The organism is Corynebacterium felinum (genome assembly GCF_030408755.1).
Classification (GTDB): domain Bacteria; phylum Actinomycetota; class Actinomycetes; order Mycobacteriales; family Mycobacteriaceae; genus Corynebacterium; species Corynebacterium felinum.
On record NZ_CP047209.1, the window covers coordinates 1618238 to 1636931 of the forward strand.

Annotated in this window: 14 protein-coding genes; all 14 read right to left on the bottom strand. The window is 53.7% G+C overall.

Annotated features, from left to right (window positions below; genetic code table 11):
- Positions 1-146 precede the first annotated feature (146 nt).
- Positions 147-1151: a type I glyceraldehyde-3-phosphate dehydrogenase gene (gene gap / locus CFELI_RS06955; protein ID WP_277105619.1), complete on the bottom strand. Its 1005-nt coding sequence runs from the start codon at positions 1149-1151 to the stop codon at positions 147-149.
- 790 nt (positions 1152-1941) lie between these two features.
- A complete protein-coding gene (whiA, locus tag CFELI_RS06960; RefSeq protein ID WP_374724729.1) occupies positions 1942-2928 on the bottom strand; it encodes a DNA-binding protein WhiA in 987 nt (328 codons plus the stop codon).
- Between the two features lie 337 nt (positions 2929-3265).
- The gene (locus tag CFELI_RS06965) at positions 3266-4282 is read right to left on the bottom strand and encodes a gluconeogenesis factor YvcK family protein (RefSeq protein ID WP_277105617.1); all 1017 of its coding nucleotides are present in this window, start codon (positions 4280-4282) and stop codon (positions 3266-3268) included.
- A 54-nt stretch (positions 4283-4336) separates the two neighbouring features.
- The gene (gene rapZ / locus CFELI_RS06970) at positions 4337-5233 is read right to left on the bottom strand and encodes an RNase adapter RapZ (RefSeq protein ID WP_277105616.1); all 897 of its coding nucleotides are present in this window, start codon (positions 5231-5233) and stop codon (positions 4337-4339) included.
- Positions 5234-5293: 60 nt separating this feature from the next.
- Positions 5294-7327, bottom strand: a complete 2034-nt coding sequence (uvrC, locus tag CFELI_RS06975; protein WP_277105615.1) for an excinuclease ABC subunit UvrC — start codon at positions 7325-7327, stop codon at positions 5294-5296.
- Positions 7328-7469: 142 nt separating this feature from the next.
- On the bottom strand, positions 7470-8030 hold the full coding sequence (locus CFELI_RS06980) for a PH domain-containing protein (RefSeq protein ID WP_277105649.1): 561 nt from the start codon (positions 8028-8030) through the stop codon (positions 7470-7472).
- Between the two features lie 247 nt (positions 8031-8277).
- Positions 8278-8883: a riboflavin synthase gene (locus CFELI_RS06985; RefSeq protein WP_277105614.1), complete on the bottom strand. Its 606-nt coding sequence runs from the start codon at positions 8881-8883 to the stop codon at positions 8278-8280.
- Positions 8884-9251: 368 nt separating this feature from the next.
- Positions 9252-9935 carry a ribulose-phosphate 3-epimerase gene (gene rpe / locus CFELI_RS06990; protein ID WP_277105613.1) on the bottom strand — a complete coding sequence of 228 codons (684 nt, stop codon included), beginning with the start codon at positions 9933-9935 and terminating at the stop codon, positions 9252-9254.
- A gap of 123 nt (positions 9936-10058) precedes the next feature.
- The gene (locus CFELI_RS06995; protein ID WP_277105612.1) at positions 10059-11639 is read right to left on the bottom strand and encodes an RsmB/NOP family class I SAM-dependent RNA methyltransferase; all 1581 of its coding nucleotides are present in this window, start codon (positions 11637-11639) and stop codon (positions 10059-10061) included.
- On the bottom strand, positions 11636-12583 hold the full coding sequence (fmt, locus tag CFELI_RS07000) for a methionyl-tRNA formyltransferase (RefSeq protein ID WP_277105611.1): 948 nt from the start codon (positions 12581-12583) through the stop codon (positions 11636-11638). Before fmt ends, CFELI_RS06995 begins: the two co-directional genes overlap by 4 nt.
- A 222-nt stretch (positions 12584-12805) precedes the next feature.
- Positions 12806-13315 carry a peptide deformylase gene (def, locus tag CFELI_RS07005; protein ID WP_277105610.1) on the bottom strand — a complete coding sequence of 170 codons (510 nt, stop codon included), beginning with the start codon at positions 13313-13315 and terminating at the stop codon, positions 12806-12808.
- Positions 13316-13583: 268 nt separating this feature from the next.
- Complete coding sequence (locus CFELI_RS07010; protein WP_277105609.1) at positions 13584-15680, bottom strand: primosomal protein N'; 2097 nt, start codon at positions 15678-15680, stop codon at positions 13584-13586.
- A 111-nt stretch (positions 15681-15791) separates the two neighbouring features.
- A complete protein-coding gene (metK, locus tag CFELI_RS07015; RefSeq protein WP_277105608.1) occupies positions 15792-17036 on the bottom strand; it encodes a methionine adenosyltransferase in 1245 nt (414 codons plus the stop codon).
- A gap of 279 nt (positions 17037-17315) precedes the next feature.
- Positions 17316-18602, bottom strand: a complete 1287-nt coding sequence (gene coaBC / locus CFELI_RS07020; protein WP_374724774.1) for a bifunctional phosphopantothenoylcysteine decarboxylase/phosphopantothenate--cysteine ligase CoaBC — start codon at positions 18600-18602, stop codon at positions 17316-17318.
- Positions 18603-18694: the final 92 nt, after the last annotated feature.

Sequence of the window (18694 nt, forward strand, 5' to 3'; positions counted from 1 at the left end):
AAGGTCTCCCCGAACGTACTGAGAGCATCCGGCAGATGAGCAAAGAAGAAATATTAAGCGTGAATGAGACGTATTCCTTGTGCGCGTGGCGTGGACCCATTGAACAAGGGATTCACACCACTACGCAGTTGGAACAGCAGTATGTATTAGAGGCGCTCGCCAACGTACTCGGTGATGGTGACGAGCTGGTTGGAGTAACCCCACTCGTTGTCGTACCACGAAACAACCTTCACCTGGTCGCCCATGACCTTGGTCAGGCCAGCATCGAAGATGGAGGCGTGAGGATCGGTCACGATGTCAGTGGAAACGATTGGGTCCTCAGTGTAAGCCAGAACACCCTTGAGAGCTCCCTCGGCTGCCTTCTTGACAATCTCATTAACCTCTTCAACAGTGGTCTCACGAGAAGCGGTGAAGGTCAGGTCGGTTGCAGAACCGGTGATGGTTGGAACACGCATAGCGTAACCATCCAGCTTGCCCTTCAGCTCAGGAAGAACCAAAGAGACTGCCTTAGCTGCGCCGGTAGAAGTAGGAACCATGTTCACGGCTGCAGCGCGAGCACGACGCAGGTCGCGGTGAGGCGCATCGTGCAGGCGCTGGTCACCGGTGTATGCGTGAATGGTGGTCATCAGGCCACGCTCGATACCGAGCGCATCGTTGAGGGCCTTGGCCATTGGTGCCAGGCAGTTGGTGGTGCAGGAAGCGTTGGAAATGATGTGGTGCTTGGCTGGATCGTAATCGGTGTGGTTGACGCCGACAACGAAGGTTGCATCCTCATTTTTCGCAGGTGCGGAAATGATGACCTTCTTTGCGCCAGCCTCGATGTGGGCAGCTGCGGCGGTAGCGTCGGTGAAGAAACCGGTGGACTCGATGACGATATCAACGCCCAACTCGCCCCACTTGAGGTTCTTTGGATCGCGCTCAGCGGTGACAACCATCTTGTGGCCGCCAACGGTGATGGACTCGTCGTCGAACTCTACTTCCTTGCCAAGACGTCCGAGGATGGAATCGTACTTAAGTAGGTGAGCCAAGGTCTTGTTGTCGGTCAGGTCATTGACTGCAACGATCTCAATATCAGCGCCGCGCTCTTCGATAGCGCGGAAGAAGTTACGACCGATACGACCAAAGCCGTTGATGCCTACGCGAATAGTCACAGTTGTGTCTCCTCAAAAGTAGAAGTGCTTCTTGGCGGGGCTCGCCCACAGAGTTCGACCGAAAGAACTTAGGATCGTGTGTATTTAGTTCCGATTGAAACTCATCAGCACTCTCGTGGAACGTGATGCCCTTCGACTCCATAGTTTAGCTTCGATTCTTAATTTGCGCATGTAGCACAGCAGTTTTAGGCCCAGATTCCCTTTTTTGCGCTTGCCCGTTTGAGGGGTGGGCCAAGAATTTTCTTGTTGCTTTTCCTGCTTTTATGTCCGTTTCTCCGCAGGTAGACGCCACCACCTCACCCCTGTGGGGGTATTGCGAATCCACAGCACAGCCATTGGTTCATGCCCGAAAGTCTCCACATTTTCATCTGAATGTGAAGCTAGTCACAAGGTGTGTTTATTTCTGTTTGGACCACGCAAAAGTTGTGAATGCATGGGATAAATACCTGAAAAAAGATCAATAGGTCAACACATACAAAATAAAAACCACATTTTTAGAGCAGTATTGCTTGAAGCCCACGCCCGAAACCACATCGCTACCTCGTTCAAAAACAAAGCCACAGAAAGCACGCATCACCGTCGCTGATCAAAAAGAGTGAAAATAGTGCACACCAATTCTTGAGATTTCACAAGTTGACACAGGTGCGGGTGCATGAGACCAAAGGAAAGCAACACGCTACACCCCTACTGCCCAAGAGTTCACCGTGGTGAAAGACAGCCGAGACGCAGCGTGAATGAACCGGTACCAAGAAGTAGCTTGTCAGTGACCTAATTCGTGGTTTGCAAGCAATTAGATTTCTTCGAGCAAGTCATCGGTCACAGCAACCTGGGTGTCAGGAATGCCGATTTCTTCGGCACGCTTATCCGCCATCGACAACAACCTGCGAATACGGCCGGCGACGGCATCTTTCGTCATCTGCGGATCAGCCAATCGCCCAAGTTCTTCTAAGGATGCTTGGCGGTGCAACACGCGAAGCTGTCCGGCTTCAGCCAGATGATCAGGAACGTCATCGCCCAAAATCTCCATAGCACGCTCCACACGGGCAGCCGCAGCGACCGCTGCGCGGGCCGAACGGCGCAAATTCGCGTCATCGAAATTAGCTAAACGGTTGCCGGTCGGTCGCGCCTTGTGTGTTTGACGCTTGTGATCCCACTGCAAGCGCGTAGCGTGTGCTCCTAAACGGGTCAGCAATGCGCCTACGGCATCACCATCACGAATCGCGACCTTCTCCACGCCACGAGTTTCTTTCGTCTTTGCCACAATTCCAATGCGACGAGCACAGCCTACCAGCGCAAGTGAAGACTCCTGGCCAGGGCAAACAACCTCCAAACCACTGGAGCGGCCAGGATCGCCCAAATGCCCAGCAGCCAAAAAAGCACCACGCCAAGCTGCTTCGGCATCAGCAACAACCCCAGAAATTACATGGGGTGGCAAACCTAATACTTGATGGCCAGAGCGGGTCACAAGACCGATGCGACGAATGAGTTTTTCAGCGTCGTCAGTGATACGCAACAAATGTTTAGAAGCCCGCCGACTCGACGAAGCACCTAACTCCAACAAGTTCACGTCATTACCGAAAAGCTCTTCGATGGCATTTTTTAAACGCAACGCCACAGCTTTTTCATCGAGCTCAACCTCGATCACAAGATTGTGGGCCACTATGTTTAACTCGCCAGCAAATCGGATCATTGCTGCAACTTCAGCAACGCGAGCACTCTGTCGGGTGACATTAACCGTACAGAGTTCTTCCTTTACCTGACTGGTCAAGCTACTCACTAGTCGCCCACTCATCCTTTACTCGCAATCATCTTGGACAAAACATACCCCCAGCTTTTATTTATCGGCACCCTAAGTGCCAGTACAACGCAAACATAATCTCTTCAAAAACCACACTGCTGGTGACAAAGAGAAATATGGGATTGGAGAAACTTCCTTTGGGGGTAGGAGAAAAGTTGCTCACGAAAACCCTGACACAACACAGAAAACCCAACGTGATTCTTCAAGGCACAAGCCTTGATCACAATGAGCTAATTCAGGCCGAAGGCTTGAGAGTCCCCATTGTACAACGACACGCCGCGAACAAAACTTTTACAATTTTTACAGCCAGAGTGCTTTAGTTGCCGTAATACACTTTCTTCAACGCCGCGGCAAGCTTGTCTGGGTCATGGCGGGAGGTATACACTCCCGCAGAATCAGCCTCGCGTAGATCATGGAAGCTGATGCGTGCCCCAAGGTTAGCCGCAGCCCGTTCAAGATGCACCCGATCCGCTTCTGATGGCAAGGCGAGGGCGTCGACAAGCACGGCATCAGCGCGGAAATCCGAGGCATGCTGGGTCAAAATATGCAAGTGCCGTTCAGCAGTAAAACCAGCAGTTTCCCCTGGCTCAGCATCCAAATTCAACACCACAACGCGCATCGCCGAAATCGAATTCAACGTATCCACAATGCCAGGAACGAGAAGATGCGGCAACACCGACGAAAACCACGAACCTGGGCCCAATGTCACCAAATCTGCCTTCTGCAACGCCTCAATAGCCTCCCCGCACGGCTGCGGGCTCTCTGGGATCAATCGAACACGTCGCACCTGCCCCACCGTCGTCGCCACGGCGACCTGACCGCGTACTTGACGCATAATACGCGGGTCAGCGCCCAGCCCCGCCACATCTGCCTCAATATCTAAAGGTTGCTCGCACAAAGGCAACACACGGCCCTGTGCACGAATCATGCGTGCGACCGCATCAAGAGCTTGAACCTCCGACTGCAAAACATCGTAAAGCCCTGCTATCAGCAAATTGCCCACGGCATGACCGGCAAGAGCACCATAGCCACCATAACGGTGCTGCAGCACTTCTTCCCAGATTTTCCCCTCCTCATCCTGAGGTGCAAGTGCTGCCAGCGCCATGCGCAAATCACCAGGTGGGATCTGCCCTAATTCACGCCGAATGCGTCCCGACGAACCCCCATCGTCAGCAACAGTCACAATTGCTGTAATCGAGGCGGGATCAAGGAGGCGTACAGCACGCAATGTTTGAAACAAGCCGTGTCCGCCGCCAAAACTAGCAACGCAAAGCCCCTCAGGGCGCGGGGAATGGTGCGAGGAACTCGCATGATTAAAGGTGGATGTGTTCATGATTTCTCGAAGTAGTAGGTAGACAACGGGCTGGAAGAAATTAAAGCTAAACTGCTAATTTCGAGAAATATCGCGGTGGCTCACTGTCACATCGAGCTCCTCAATAGTGGACAGACGACGAGCGATTTCTTCAGCGATCGCCACCGAACGGTGATGCCCGCCGGTGCAGCCGATGGACACAGTGATAAAACGTTTCCCTTCGTGCTTGAAACCATCTTTCATATCCATCAACATGCGGAAGAAATTATCGAGAAACTCCTGCGCGGACGGCTGGCTCAGCACATAATCCGACACCGGCTTATCGACGCCGCGGAAAGGCCGCAATTCTGGCACCCAAAACGGGTTAGGCAAAAATCGAACATCCACCATGATGTCAGTATCGCGTGGCGTACCGTGCTTAAAGCCGAAGGACTGCACCGTCACATGCTGCTGTTTTGCCGCCAAATTCGAGAAGTTAGGCTCAATGGCACGACGCAAATCGTGAATCGACAAATCAGACGTATCAATGACAACATCAGCGGATTCTTTCAAACTCGCAATAAGTTCGCGTTCACGCTCAATGCCCACCAACAGAGTTCCTGAACCCTGGAGGGGATGAGTGCGACGCAGATTATCGAAGCGCTTGATCAATACGTCATCGCGAGCATCCATAAAGAGCACTAAAGGTTTCAAACCCTTTTCACTCAACGCAGCGATCACTGAATCCAAACTGCACGAAAAATCAAGGGAACGCACATCGGACACCAACGCCACTTTGTTCACCGGAGAACTATCTTGGCTACAGAACTCGATCAGTGAAACAACCAATTGAGGCGGCAGATTCTGGGTGACATACCAGCCCATATCTTCCAAAACACGCGCTGCGGAGGACAATCCAGCACCCGACATCCCCGTAATAATTACAGGGGGAAATTCAGTTACCGGCTCAAGAATAGGTGCATCGAAGTTCATTCTCTGTATTCTACTGTGGAATCAGTCCGCGCGGTGCGCGCATGGTCAGCAATAAGGCATTTAACTTTCAGTATTCGACGCCTCATCAACAGGATGCAGAGCACTAAACACATCGGAGGCTAACTTTGGGCCGAAACCTTTAACCGCAGCAATGTCGTCGACAGAAGCCTCTTTCAACTTCTTCACACTACCGAAATGCTTAATCAACTCACTACGACGTGCAGCACCTAGCCCCTTGACTTCATCAAGCTCACTTCGACGCATCCTTGAACTACGCTGCTGACGATGGAAAGAAATAGCGAAACGATGCGCTTCATCGCGAATATGTTGAAACAGAAACAGTGCTTGGGAATTGCGTGGCAAAATCAACGGATAAGACTCCCCTGGCAGCCAAATTTCCTCTAATCGCTTCGCAATACCAATGAGTGTGACATCCGTAATCCCATACTCATCCAACACCTGCTGCGCAGCATTCACCTGCGGCAATCCACCGTCAACGATGAATAACTGCGGAGGGTAGGCAAAACGAGAGTTCTCCTCGACCGCAGAATCCTCAAACTCCTCCAATTCCGGCATCGCTCGCTTATCTCGATGATGCTTAGCAAAACGACGGCGAACAATCTCCGCAATCGAAGCCACATCATTAGAATGCCCATCGCCTGCAGCTTCTTTGATCTTATAGCGACGGTAGTCAGATTTCTTCGGCAGACCATCCTCAAACACGACCAGCGAGGCCACCACATCTGTGCCCTGAATATGCGAAATATCCGTACACTCCATACGCAGCGGAGCCGAATCCATAAATAACGCATCTTGAATCTCTTGCAAAGCAGCGGAGCGCGCGGTGAGATCACCAACCCGCTTGAGCTTGTGTTGACGCAACGCATCCACAGCATTACGATGCACAGTTTCCATCAGCGTTTTTTTATCGCCACGCTGCGGTACACGAATATCAATCTGGGTGCCGCGCAAACCCTCTAGCACCGCGCGTGTATGGTCCACGTCGACAGGAAGCACCTGCACCAAGATTTCTTTCGGGATCACGTCGGCTGGGCGTCGTAACGCAGGAGCATCATCGGTGAGAGAGAACTGGTCGACACCACGCCGCACCACCTTCTTTTCCGACTCCAAGGTGTAGTTTTCTTGCTCCAGTGCATCCGAATAGAACTGAATCAAGAAAGACTGCAGCATCTCAGCCAACTGTTCATCAGTATCATCGCTGCGCTCCACGACCCAGCCACGCTGGCCACGCACCCGCCCCTGGCGCACATGAAACAGTTGAATAGACGCCTCTAACGAATCCGCTTCCACAGCAATCACATCAGCATCAGTACCATCACTGAACACAATCGCCTGCTGCTCCATCACCTTGTGAACAGCCATCAAATCATCCCGAAGACGCGCCGCACGCTCAAAATTCAACTCTTCAGCAGCCTGCATCATCTCCGCCTCGAGATCCCGGGTCACCCGATCTGTCTGCCCGGACATAAACGAGCAAAAAGAGTTCACAATTTCCCGATGCTCCGCCTCCGAAACCTTCCCCACGCACGGAGCCGAACACTTATCGATATAACCGAGCAAACACGGACGCCCTAACGCCTCATGACGATGAAAAACCCCCTTCGTACACGTACGCACCGGGAAAACCCGCGTAAGCAAATCCAAGGTTTCACGCACCGCCCACGCATGCGAAAACGGACCAAAATAGCGAATACCTTTCCGCTGCGGACCCCGATAGAAAAACGCACGCGGCACCCGTTCCCCTACACTCACCGCTAACACCGGGTACGATTTATCATCCCGATACTTCACATTAAACTGCGGATCAAACTTCTTAATCCACGTGTATTCCAGCTGTAATGCCTCAACCTCAGTACCCACCACCGTCCACTCCACGGAATCAGCAGTAGTAACCATCTGCCGCGTACGCGGATGCAACTGGCTTAAATCTTGAAAATAGCTCAACAGTCGCGAGCGAAGATTCTTCGCCTTACCCACATAAATCACGCGACCTGTGCCAGACAGGAACTTATACACACCCGGATCAGTCGGAATGCTGCCAGGAAGAGGGCGGTATGTTGAAGGATCAGCCACGAAAAACAGCCCCCTAAAGCGCTTCTCTTTAAAAACACCAACGCGAAAAACAGTGGCAGGTGTCTGCAACAAAGATAATTAAATAAAACAGCACAACAGTGGTGCCCAATGAACGCACAAAGGGCACCACTGAAAGTGAAGACTAATCTTCCGGCATGTAAAGAGCCTCAAGCTCACGGAACTTTTCAACCGCACGCACGCACGCATGACCGTCAGCCGACTGAACAGCCCACAGTGGAACATACTCAAATTCCGGCAACTCAAGGCGAGCCATACGGGCACCTTGGGGGAAATTCAATCCGTAAATCACTGACCATGGGTAAAAGTGCGAACCCACAAAGTTGCGCACATCAACACCGTCTTCATTGACACGTACTCGCGGCCGGTAAATGCCTAGGAAAATAACAGTGGCGAAAAGACAGCCAACAAGGAAATAACCCCACTGGTCGATCCTTGTGACGGCTGCACCAGTATCGCCCACTGCGACGATAAACGCAAGGAAGGTGTGCAAACCAACGGTAACCACAGCGGCGATGATTGCATACATCTTCATGCGGGCGCTAGTGATAACCAACTCCCACGGTTTCGTTGTTGTCAAAGCAGCATCAGCCGCCACATATTGATGAACCTCACGCTCACTCAACAGCGGGGGTGTGCGGTGTTCAGTACTCTTCGGTTCCTGGTTTTCCACTTCTTCATCCATCATTGATTGCTTGTGGGCCGGTGTACGTTTCGATGTTATTCAACCCAAGCGTACCTGTGAAGCGGGACATGACACCGACGAAGAGAAACCACCGTTCCTGCTTGCCAATGCGCAGGCATCATATCGCACCTTCCTTATGCACAAACAGCATGCATAAAGCCGTTATAAGATTCTAGCGAACTTTCCCAAGAAACTCCCCTTGACGCAGCTAAACAGGACAAGCAGTCACAAGAAAGCCCGGCTGATCCTAGACCGGTAGAGCCTGAGCAACCTCAAAGAAACGGGCAAGGTATTTACCCATCACGTTGAATTCGAGGTTGACTTCGTCACCCACCGCAAGCGCATCAAGGTTCGTGAGTGCGCGAGTGGTCGGAATGAGGCTTACCTCAAAAAAGTCGAGGCCCACCGTAGACACAGTTAAGCTTGTGCCGTTGATTGCAATGGATCCTTTGTGTACAACAAGTCCCGCGTGCTCAGGAGCCAGTGAACAGCGAAGTACTTTTTGCTGTTCGGTAATTTCCACACTGTGGATCGTGGACGTGCAATCAACGTGTCCTTCGACCACATGCCCACCAAAGCGGGTATCGGCTCGCATGGCACGCTCAAGATTAACCTTATCCCCCACGACACGATTTCCTAAGGTGGAATTGTTCAAGGTTTCGCGCATGATGAAGCACGTCCACGATGCAGGAGTGAAATCGGTGACGGTGAGGCATACGCCATCGACAGCAATGGACGCACCTTTTTCTGCATCTCTTACAACGGTGTGGGCATCAATGCCCACAGCAATTCCATCTCCAATGGGAGTAATGGAGTTGATGATTCCCACTTCTTCGATGATTCCGGTAAACACGTTGCTGCTCCTTTAGGGGTGTTCGTTGGTCAATGGTGGTGATAGTTTGCGGGCAAAAAGTGGGAGGAAGATTCGCCCACAGGGTGAAAGGCGCTGTTCACACCAAGGTGTGCGCGTGAAAATTAGATGTACGAAAACCCCATGCCTGAAGGTAGCTGCCACAAGGCTATTCGAATAAAAACGGTGGATGTAGTCACTCCTTCTAACCCCCGCAGCAGCGTTCTCGTAGCTAAGACACCGAACACCAGTGTGCGCTGCGATCAATCGTGTCTTGGTTCTGCGCGTGAAACAGGCATCGATAGCCCACAGTCGTAAATTTCACCAGATGTGAGACCCATTTCCGCGGGGGTGAATAAAAGGATAGGTGCTTAAATTGCAGTGTGAGCGCTCGTGGCAAGTGCACGCAACTCATCGACAGCAGCAGCAGGATCAGGTTGACCAAAGACAGCAGAGCCAGCAACAAAAGCATCACAGCCGGCTTGCGCAGCCTGCGCAATGGTTGCTGTGCTGATTCCGCCGTCAATTTCGATGAGAGTATTTAATCCGCGAGCATCAATCTCTGCACGCAGTAGACGCACCTTCTCAAGCTGGTCAGGCATGAAACTCTGCCCCCCGAAACCAGGTTCCACGCTCATCACCAGCACGAGATCGAATTCATCCAAGGTTGGCAGGAATGGCTCAATGGGAGTACCCGGCCGCAATGAGAAGCCAGCACGCACACCAGCAGCACGAATAGTGCGCGCTAACGCGACGGGATCATCAGTGGCTTCCACATGGAAAATGATGCAGCTTGCCCCCGCCTTCACATAGTGATCCACCCATTTTTCAGGGGATTCGATCATCAGGTGCACATCCAACGGCAACTCCGTGACTTGAGAAACCGCATGGGTAATATCGGCGCCGAAAGAAAGGTTCGGAACAAAATGCCCGTCCATGACATCCACATGTATCCAATCGGCATTGGATACGGCGCGTACTTGATTCCCTAATTGGGAAAAGTCAGCTGCAAGGATCGACGGGGACATAATAACGCTGCGTGGATTTCCTGACATGCCCTCATTCTAGTCCCCATCCATACCGAAAGTGGTGGACGCGGGGGTAAAGTCCTACGCCCCATCATTATCCCCAAGCCACCTAAAGCCTAGGCTTTTCCTGCGCGTTTCTTCAACGCAACACTAGACCGCTGGTTTGCGCAGAACGGCAAAGAACATCGCATCGGTACCGTGGCGGTGCGGCCACATTTGAACAGACTTATATTCGCCAGTGTTTTCCATACCATTAGTCAATGCTGCAGCATCAAGTTCTTCGAGGTTAAAGTTTTTTACTGCCTTGTCCACGATTTGACGGGTTTCGCGCAGATCAGGTGAACAAGTGGAATACACTACCACACCACCGTCGCGCACCAGTGAGATGGCAGACGAAAGCAATTCGTACTGAAGCGTGCTCAGCTCTGCAATGTCGGATTCTTGTTTGCGCCACCGAGCTTCGGGACGGCGTCGCAAAGCACCAAGGCCCGAGCACGGAGCATCCACAAGCACGCGATCGTAACCGGGCTTAAGGCCAGGGTTGCGCCCATCAACGGTGTGCACGGTGACGGGGAGTGATCGAACAGTTTGCGCGATCAATTGAGCGCGATGCGGCTGGATTTCGACGGCATCGACATGCGCGCCATCAATACGAGCTAAGCAGCCCACAAGCGCCGCTTTGCCGCCAGGGCCTGCGCATAAATCAAGCCAGCGCCCTTGATCTTCGCCTTCGATGGGGGCTTCGACAAGCGCGCGGGCGATCAGCTGCGAACCTTCATCTTGCACGGCAGCCAAACCATCTTGCACGGGCGCGAGCTTGCCTGGATCACCGGCGGGCAGATAGACCGCATAAGGCGAGTACTTGCCTTCCTCACCCTCGGTGATCAGCGCTAATTCTTCGGCAGAAATTTCGCCGGGCCGAGCAACAAGGTGGACTTGTGGACGCATAGAATCCGCCCGCAGAGCTTCTTCGAGTTCCCCTAAGCCCACAACTTGGGAGAAGCTGCGTGCGATCCACTCTGGGTGTGCGTGGCGGAAAGCGCAGGCAGCAATCTCTCCGGTGGGTTCAAGGCGTGTGAACCATCGTGCAGGCTCGGTGCGGGTAATTGTGCGCAGAATAGCGTTGGCAAAGCCTTTCGCTTTTTCCTGTCCGATCGCAACCACGAGGTTTACGGTGGAGTTGACGGCAGCATACTGGTCGACGCGAGTATACAGCAACTGGTAGGCGCCCACACGAAGGGCGTTGAGCACGCCGGGGTCGAGGCTATCTAGTGGTCGGGAGGAGCAGTCGGCAATCACCGCGTCAAGCACGCCCTGTGTGCGCAGGGTGCCGTAGCTGAGTTCGGTAGCAAATGCGGCATCACGCCCGTGCAATCCAGCTACGCGCAGCGCTTTGGGGAGCGCTAGGTTGGCGTATGTTCCTTCTTCGTTCGCGCGGTAGACAATATCGAAGCTTAGTGCGCGGGGCAGGTCGACTCCGGTGAGCCCGCGCAGGTCGGAGCCGGGTGTATATCCTTGGGTGCGGCTGCTGCGCTGGTGTTGGTATTTCGCAGCACCCTGGTTTTTGTTGCTGCGATGATTGTGTCCGCTGCCAGAGTGTTGCTCTACAGCGTGTCGACGTCGCTGCGGGCGTTGTTCACTGGTGTGGTGTTGTTGTTCTTGGCGTGGCTTTTGGGTTGCGCCTTTGCTTTGGGCGCGTGATCGGAACCCGCCTGTGTTGTTGAGGCTCATTGGAACGTGATCCCTTCTGGGTTGTGGATTCCGCGCGACCAGTCGGTGGCGTTCATCATTTTTTTGCCGGGTACTTGAATGCGGGTCAGAGCTAAGGCGGTGGTGCCGGTGCCGACGAGGACTTGTTTTTTCTGGATGTGGAGTTCACCAGGGCTTAGGGTGATCTCTTCGATCTGTGTGGGATTGAGTGTCAAGCGGTCGAGCTTGACTCGATCGTCACCGAGCATCGTCCAAGCACCTGGTGCTGGGGTAACAGCACGCACGGTGCGGTCGATAATTTCGGCTGGGAGATTCCAGTCGATGCGCGCATCGGCGGGCAAGATTTTTGCCGCATGGCTTGGGTCTCCCTGTTGTTTCCGAGGTTCGATGCTGCCAGCTTCCAACCCGGTGATGGTGCGCACTAATAGATCGCCACCGCTATAGGCTAGGCGGGTGAGCAGGTCATCGGCGGTATCGGTGGCTTCAATGGGCTGTTCGATCATTCCCAGGATGTCACCGGTATCTAACCCGGCATCGATCCGGAATGTGGTTGCGCCCGTGATTGATTCGCCTGCTGCGATTGCAGCTTGGACTGGTGCAGCACCACGATATTTCGGCAGTAGGGAGAAGTGGAGATTAACAAAGCCGTGTTCAACCATGTCGAGCACGTCTTGTGGAATGAGGTTGCCGTAGGCGACTACAGGCACACAATCGGGGGCTAGTTGCTGCAAACGCGCACGGAAGGCATCGCCGTCTTCAGTACCTTGCTTTAAGGTGGCGGGTTTGCGAACTTCGATGCCGTGCTTTTCAGCAAATGCTGCTACCGCGCAGGGGTGCAGGGTGCGTCCACGCCCTTTGGGAGCATCGGGCCGCGTAAGTACGGCAATGACCTCGTGCTCAGAGGCAAGGAGTTTTTCTAAAGCCACCACGGCGGGTTCTGGAGTACCAGCGAAGATTAGGCGCATACTGGAAACGACTCGTTTCTGTAAAAGGAGGAGAATGGAGATAGTCTAAGGGGCAGTGTGTACCCACTAAGTGTACAAAAGAGCAACGTCGCCGCATGTAGAGGATGGGTGAGGAGGTTTGGTCACTACCTGTTAGTGTGCTGAGGTTGTGCATAACACTGTCCGTGCACACATGCAGCTAGATTTATACCTAGTGAAGTCGTTGCTCGTTTCCTGAAGTGGTTACAGCTGGAACCAGTCGGATTCACGAATCGCTTTCATTGCTTCTTTGCGGCGTTGTGGGCTCAGCTGCTTGATAAACAACCGGCCATCAAGGTGGTCAGTTTCATGCTGGATACAGCGAGACATCAGTCCGGAGGCCACCATCGAAATAGGGTTGCCGTGCATGTCTTGTCCAGATACGCGCACAGTTTCAAAACGTTCGGTTTCCGCAGAAATGCCGGGAATCGACAGGCATCCTTCGGTTCCTGTTTGAGTGTCTTCTCCCACAGGTTCCCATACTGGGTTGATGATATGTCCGCGCAGGCCATCTTCAGTGTGGGAGCAATCGTAGACGAAGATCCGTCGTAGCACTCCGATTTGGTTGGCGGCGAGGCCGACTCCCCCAGCATCATCCATGGTTTCGAGCATGTCGTTAACGAGTGTTTCTAGTGCAGCATCGAATTCAGTGATTTCTTGTGCACGAGTGGTTAGTACTGGATCACCGAAAAGTCGGATTGCGCGGATGGTCATGAAACTCCTTCTGTTCTCACGAGGTGCTGTGCGTTACTGTGTTTTGCCCACACCATAAATATTTGTTGTCACTGCTGTGTGCGGTCAAGGTTTTAAGTCACAGTGATTAAGCCTTGCCCTGCCTACTTGGTCTTAAGAACTGCGTGTGGGGGTGTCAGGCGTTCGTGATCGTAAGCGCTTGAAAGAGTGACGACTGTATTTTTTTAAAAAACTTATTGTAGCTTAACGCTGAGAACTTTCCCCAGCTGCACTGCCACAATACGTTGGTTTAGCCGATGCGAATAGGATCGATTTGGATCCGCAACGGAAGCGCATCTTTGCGCGCAAGACGTCCTTGGTGTGCAGCGCGCAGTGCTTTGCCAAGTTGGGCACGTGGACCTAGCGGTGTTCTGATCAACAGTCGCTGGGGTGGCCCAAACGTGGCCTCGTCATATTCACCGGGAAGTTTCACACCAGGTGGGAGGTCGACTGGTCCGAGGATTTCTGCATGCTCAGGTAGCTCAACGATGTCGATGAACTGGTCTAATGCTTTACTTGGTCCGTCGACAGCGGCCATGTTCACGGCTGGCGGGAAACGTACGTCGCGTCGCTCGGCAAGTTCTTGGGCAGCGCGACCGACTACATCCCAGCGGATGAAATGCTGCACTACGGAAAGAGCAGCGTCGGCGACAACTACTACTTCCCCACCTTTAAGGTGTGAGCACACCAGGCTTGCTGCAGCAGTCCATTTGGCGAAGGTGTCTTCGGCTGCGCGAAGATCTTGACGCCCAAGGAGAGCCCAACTGTCGAGCAGGACCGCCGCGCCATAACTTCCCTGACTGATTTTTGGCTCGGCGCCTGGGGTTGCGATCACAAGCGATGCGCCGGCGGGAATGGTGTCGAGCACGCGATTGCCGCCTGACGTGACGATGCGGGTTTTGGGGAATGCACGACCGAATTCTTCAGCGGTGCGTGCTTGACCTAACACGACGGCGCGTACGGCATGATGCCCGCAAGACGAACAGGTGAAATGGTTGTCTTTACGCCCACACCAATGGCAGGTGGGCACTGCAGCATGCCAGAGTTGTTCATTATTTCCCCTGCGCTGATTGTGCGGACCTGGCAGGATGTGGGCAGGTGGTTGCTGGCCATTGCTTCGCACTTCGGGAATTCCTAATGGGCCGTTACAATGCCTACATCTAGCGGAGGTTTTACAATTTTTGCAGGCGAGGGTTGGCACATAGCCTGTGCGTGGTACTTGAACAAGCACGGATTCGCCACGGGCGAGTGTATCCCGGATAACACTAAATGCAAGGGCTGGGAGTCTACCGGTGGCTGCGAATCGGTCGCGTTCTAGGGCGATATCACTATCAGCTGTTGCACGGATGCGCGGCATGCGCGTGCGAATAGTGTCACGGCTGGCCACGAGATCGTGTACCCAACCAGACTCGACCAGTAATTGGGTTTCAGTACTGCGCGAAACACCAGCAAGGATCAGTGAACATTTTTCCAAGGTGGAGCGAGTTGTGAGTACTTCTCGTGCGTGAATATACGGTGCACGCGGGTCGACGAGGTTGTCGTCGCCGTCGTCTTTGATCACCATAAGCCCCGGGTTGACCAGTGGGGCGAACGCGGCGCTGCGGGTGCCGATCACCAGCCTAGCCTGTCCATGCAGGATGGAGAGGAAGCGTCGGTAGCGTGCTTGGTTTCCCAGTGCGGCGTTTAAAACGGTGATTTGTTTCGGGCCAATGAGCTTTTTTAGAGCCTCTTCTAACGTGTCGAGGTCGCGTTGATCCGGCACGATAATCAGTGCACCTTTACCGCCGAGCACTACTTTAACGGCGAGTGCGGAAAGCGCGTCTGCCCAGGCTTCGCCGGGGGTCATTTGCCAGGCTGCGCGTGCGATGGTGCCACCTAAGACGGCGTCGACAAAGCTCTCCCCGTGCTGGTAGGAGGACCAGTAACTCAGGTCGGGTTCGGTGACCTCCCCTAGATCTTCCCACGGGGTGTGGGTATCAGATTCTTCAGCTTTGGCGTGTCTGCTCGGGATTGCTGCGCGGATGATGTCAGAGGTAATCCCGCCATAGCGTTGTGCGAGGGATTCCACCAACGCCCGGGTGCGTTCGGGGTAGACCACTTCTGGTGAGATGATGCGGTCGAGCCATTGCAGTTTTCCGGTGTGTTGTGCGCTCGTGCTGCGTTCGAGCAACAATCCGTTGATGAGGCGTCCTGCGAAGCGAATGCGCACAAGCACACCGGGTTGTGCGAGGGCATCTTGCTCAGTGTCGATGGTGTATTCGAAGACTCGGTCAAGATGTGAAATCCCTAAAAGAGGTAAAACCCGTGCTACCGGCGCGTATGGGGCAGGTTCACGGGTTTTAGGCATACCAGCAATATACTAGAAATTTGCGGTTTATGCGCGAGTTTAGTTGCGTGTTGAGCAGCTTTCGACGTTACTACAAACGTGCTTAACCCTGCGCGGAAGACAGGTTGCGGCTTAGACCGTTGGTGCGGTGATCCCCACTGCTGCCTGCAGCTTTTCGACGCGGTCAGTACGCTCCCATGGAAGATCAAGATCGTCTCGCCCGAAGTGCCCATACGCTGCAGTTTGGCGATAAATGGGGCGAAGCAAATCAAGCTCACGGATAATGGCGGCTGGGCGCAAATCGAAGACGTTAAGTACCGCCTCTTGGATTTGTGCATCACTGAGGCCATGTTGTGCGGTACCGAAGGTTTCTACATACAGCCCGACTGGTTTTGCACGGCCAATCGCGTACGCAACCTGTACCTCCGCGCGCCGGGCAAGGCCCGCGGCAACAATATTCTTTGCTACCCAGCGCATGGCGTATGCTGCCGAGCGGTCAACCTTGCTAGGATCCTTGCCTGAGAAAGCACCACCACCGTGGCGAGCCATGCCGCCATAGGTGTCGACAATAATTTTTCGGCCAGTCAAGCCGGCATCGCCCATTGGGCCACCAAGGATGAAGGACCCGGAAGGGTTCACCAGTAGCTGGTAGGAGTCGGTGGCGATAATCTTGTTCAACTCGGTGTCGTTGATCACCCATTCAACAACATGAGTCTTAATCTGTTCTGCCAGCCACTTCTGGGTGACATCAGGGTCGTGCTGAGTGGAAATCACCACGGTGTCGAGTGCAACTGGTGCACCGTTGTCATCGTAGGACAAGGTGACTTGGGTTTTACCGTCAGGACGCAGGGAAGGCACGATCCCGGACTTGCGCACTTCGGTCAGCCTGCGGGATAACCGATGGGCTAAAGAAATAGGAAGAGGCATGAACTCAGGGGTTTCGTCGGAAGCATAACCAAACATGAGACCTTGGTCGCCTGCGCCTGCCTGGTCATCTTCATCGGTTTGTGCCCCTTCGCGCACTTCTTGGGAGGTAGATACAGAATCGCCAATTTCGGCAGACTGCTCACCAATTGCGATATTCACACCGCAGGTGGTGCCGTCGAAACCGACAGCTGAGGAGGTAAATCCGATATCGACGAGTGTCTTGCGCACGAGGGTGGCAATATCAACATACGATTCGGTGCGCACCTCACCCACAACGTGAACCTGGCCGGTGGTCACGAGGGTTTCAACCGCCACTCGCGAGTGGGGATCAATGGCCAGCATTGCATCTAATACGGCATCGGAGATGGCATCGCAGATTTTATCTGGGTGCCCTTCAGTAACGGATTCGCTTGTGAAGAGGCGCAAACCGCGCGAAGCTTTGAGAGTCAACGTAATTCTTCCTGAACGATAGTAAATGTGAATATAAGCAACGCGCCCTAGGAGCCAAAGCGCGCCAAGTTGTGATGGGCATTAATATGTTTAGTGCAAAGAAAAGTGGTGCTCACTGGGGGCGGAATCCACTTCGTAATGGATGTGAGAATTGGAAACAGTGTGCATTCAGCATGTGTGCTGCCTGTGCCTTTTCATGGCTGAGTTATGAAATGAAGCGTTCTCACACACCCAGCTAAATATAGACCAAGCTGTCTAATAAAACAACCCCGAGTGGTTTTAGCGGATTTTTTGCGTCACGACGTCGAGAATTCGCCCAGCTACCACGTGTTTATCGGCGGTTTCGATCTCCGTAATTTCACCTGTGCGCGAGAGCAGGAAGCCGGAATTTTTCGGCTGGCCGAACACCTTCCCTTCACCGACTTCGTTGCACATGAGAAAATCGGCGTCTTTCTTTGTCAGCTTTATTCGAGCAAATTCTAAGGCTGAGGTGTTTTCGTCACCGGTTTCTGCGGCAAAGCCCACTACCACGAGGTCGCTGGGGATCTCTCCCGTGGCCCGGGCTGTTGTTATCGCACGCAAAATGTCGGGGTTTTCGATCAGTTCAATGCGCTCCAGCGCCTGCTGGGCTTCGCTGCCCTTTTTCATCTTTGATTCGGCTTGATGCGCGGGCCTGAAATCGGCGACGGCGGCCGCCATGATCACTAGGTCGGATTCCGAGACATGGCGATGCACTTCGGTGTACATTTCCCGAGCGCTGGAAACATTAATGATTCGTGCCCCGCTTGGGGTGTGGAGATCATTGTCGATGCTTCCTGCAATGATGGTTACTTCCGCCCCGCGGTGGGCTGCGATTTCAGCCAAGGCGAAGCCTTGACGACCGGAGGAGTGATTGCCTAGGAAGCGGACAGGGTCGAGGGCTTCACGGGTACCACCTGCTGTAATGAGTATTTTCTTCCCTTCGAGGGACCGATCGAAGAGCACACCTTCCATAGCAGCGCGGGCGAGTGTGGCAATTTGGCTTGGTTCTGGCAGTCGGCCAGGGCCTGTATCCGTGCCAGTGAGTCGTCCGTGGGCGGGTTCAAGGACCACGATTCCGCGGGAGCGAAGAATGTCAACATTAGCCTGTGTGGCTTTGTTTTCCCACATTTCAGTGTGCATTGCTGGCGCTAAGACAACCGGACAGGTCGCCATCAGAATGGTTGCGGCTAGTAGGTCATCGGCGCGGCCATGGGTGACGCGTGCAATCAGGTCTGCGGTTGCGGGTGCTACGACAATAAGGTCTGCTTGTTGCCCCACATGCACATGCCGGACTTCATCTACGGCATCAAAGACTGTTGTGGAGACAGGATTGCCACTGAGAGCTTCAAAGGTCGCTTTGCCCACAAATTGCAACGCTGCCTCAGTGGGCACCACTCGTACAATGTCCCCTGCCTCCTTGAAATCTCGAATAAGATGGCAGGCCTTGTATGCAGCGATTCCCCCTGCAACACCCACAACGATATTGCGGCCGGACCCTAAAGTGGTGGCTGTGTGGGATGGTGGGGTGTGGTTGTGGGCGTTGATGGCAATTCTCACTTTCGCGCGGTCAGTGGTGGTTGTTTTGTAGCTATTGTAGCGCTGGTAAAGCAAAACACCCCCGCTTTCAGGCCGAGGCC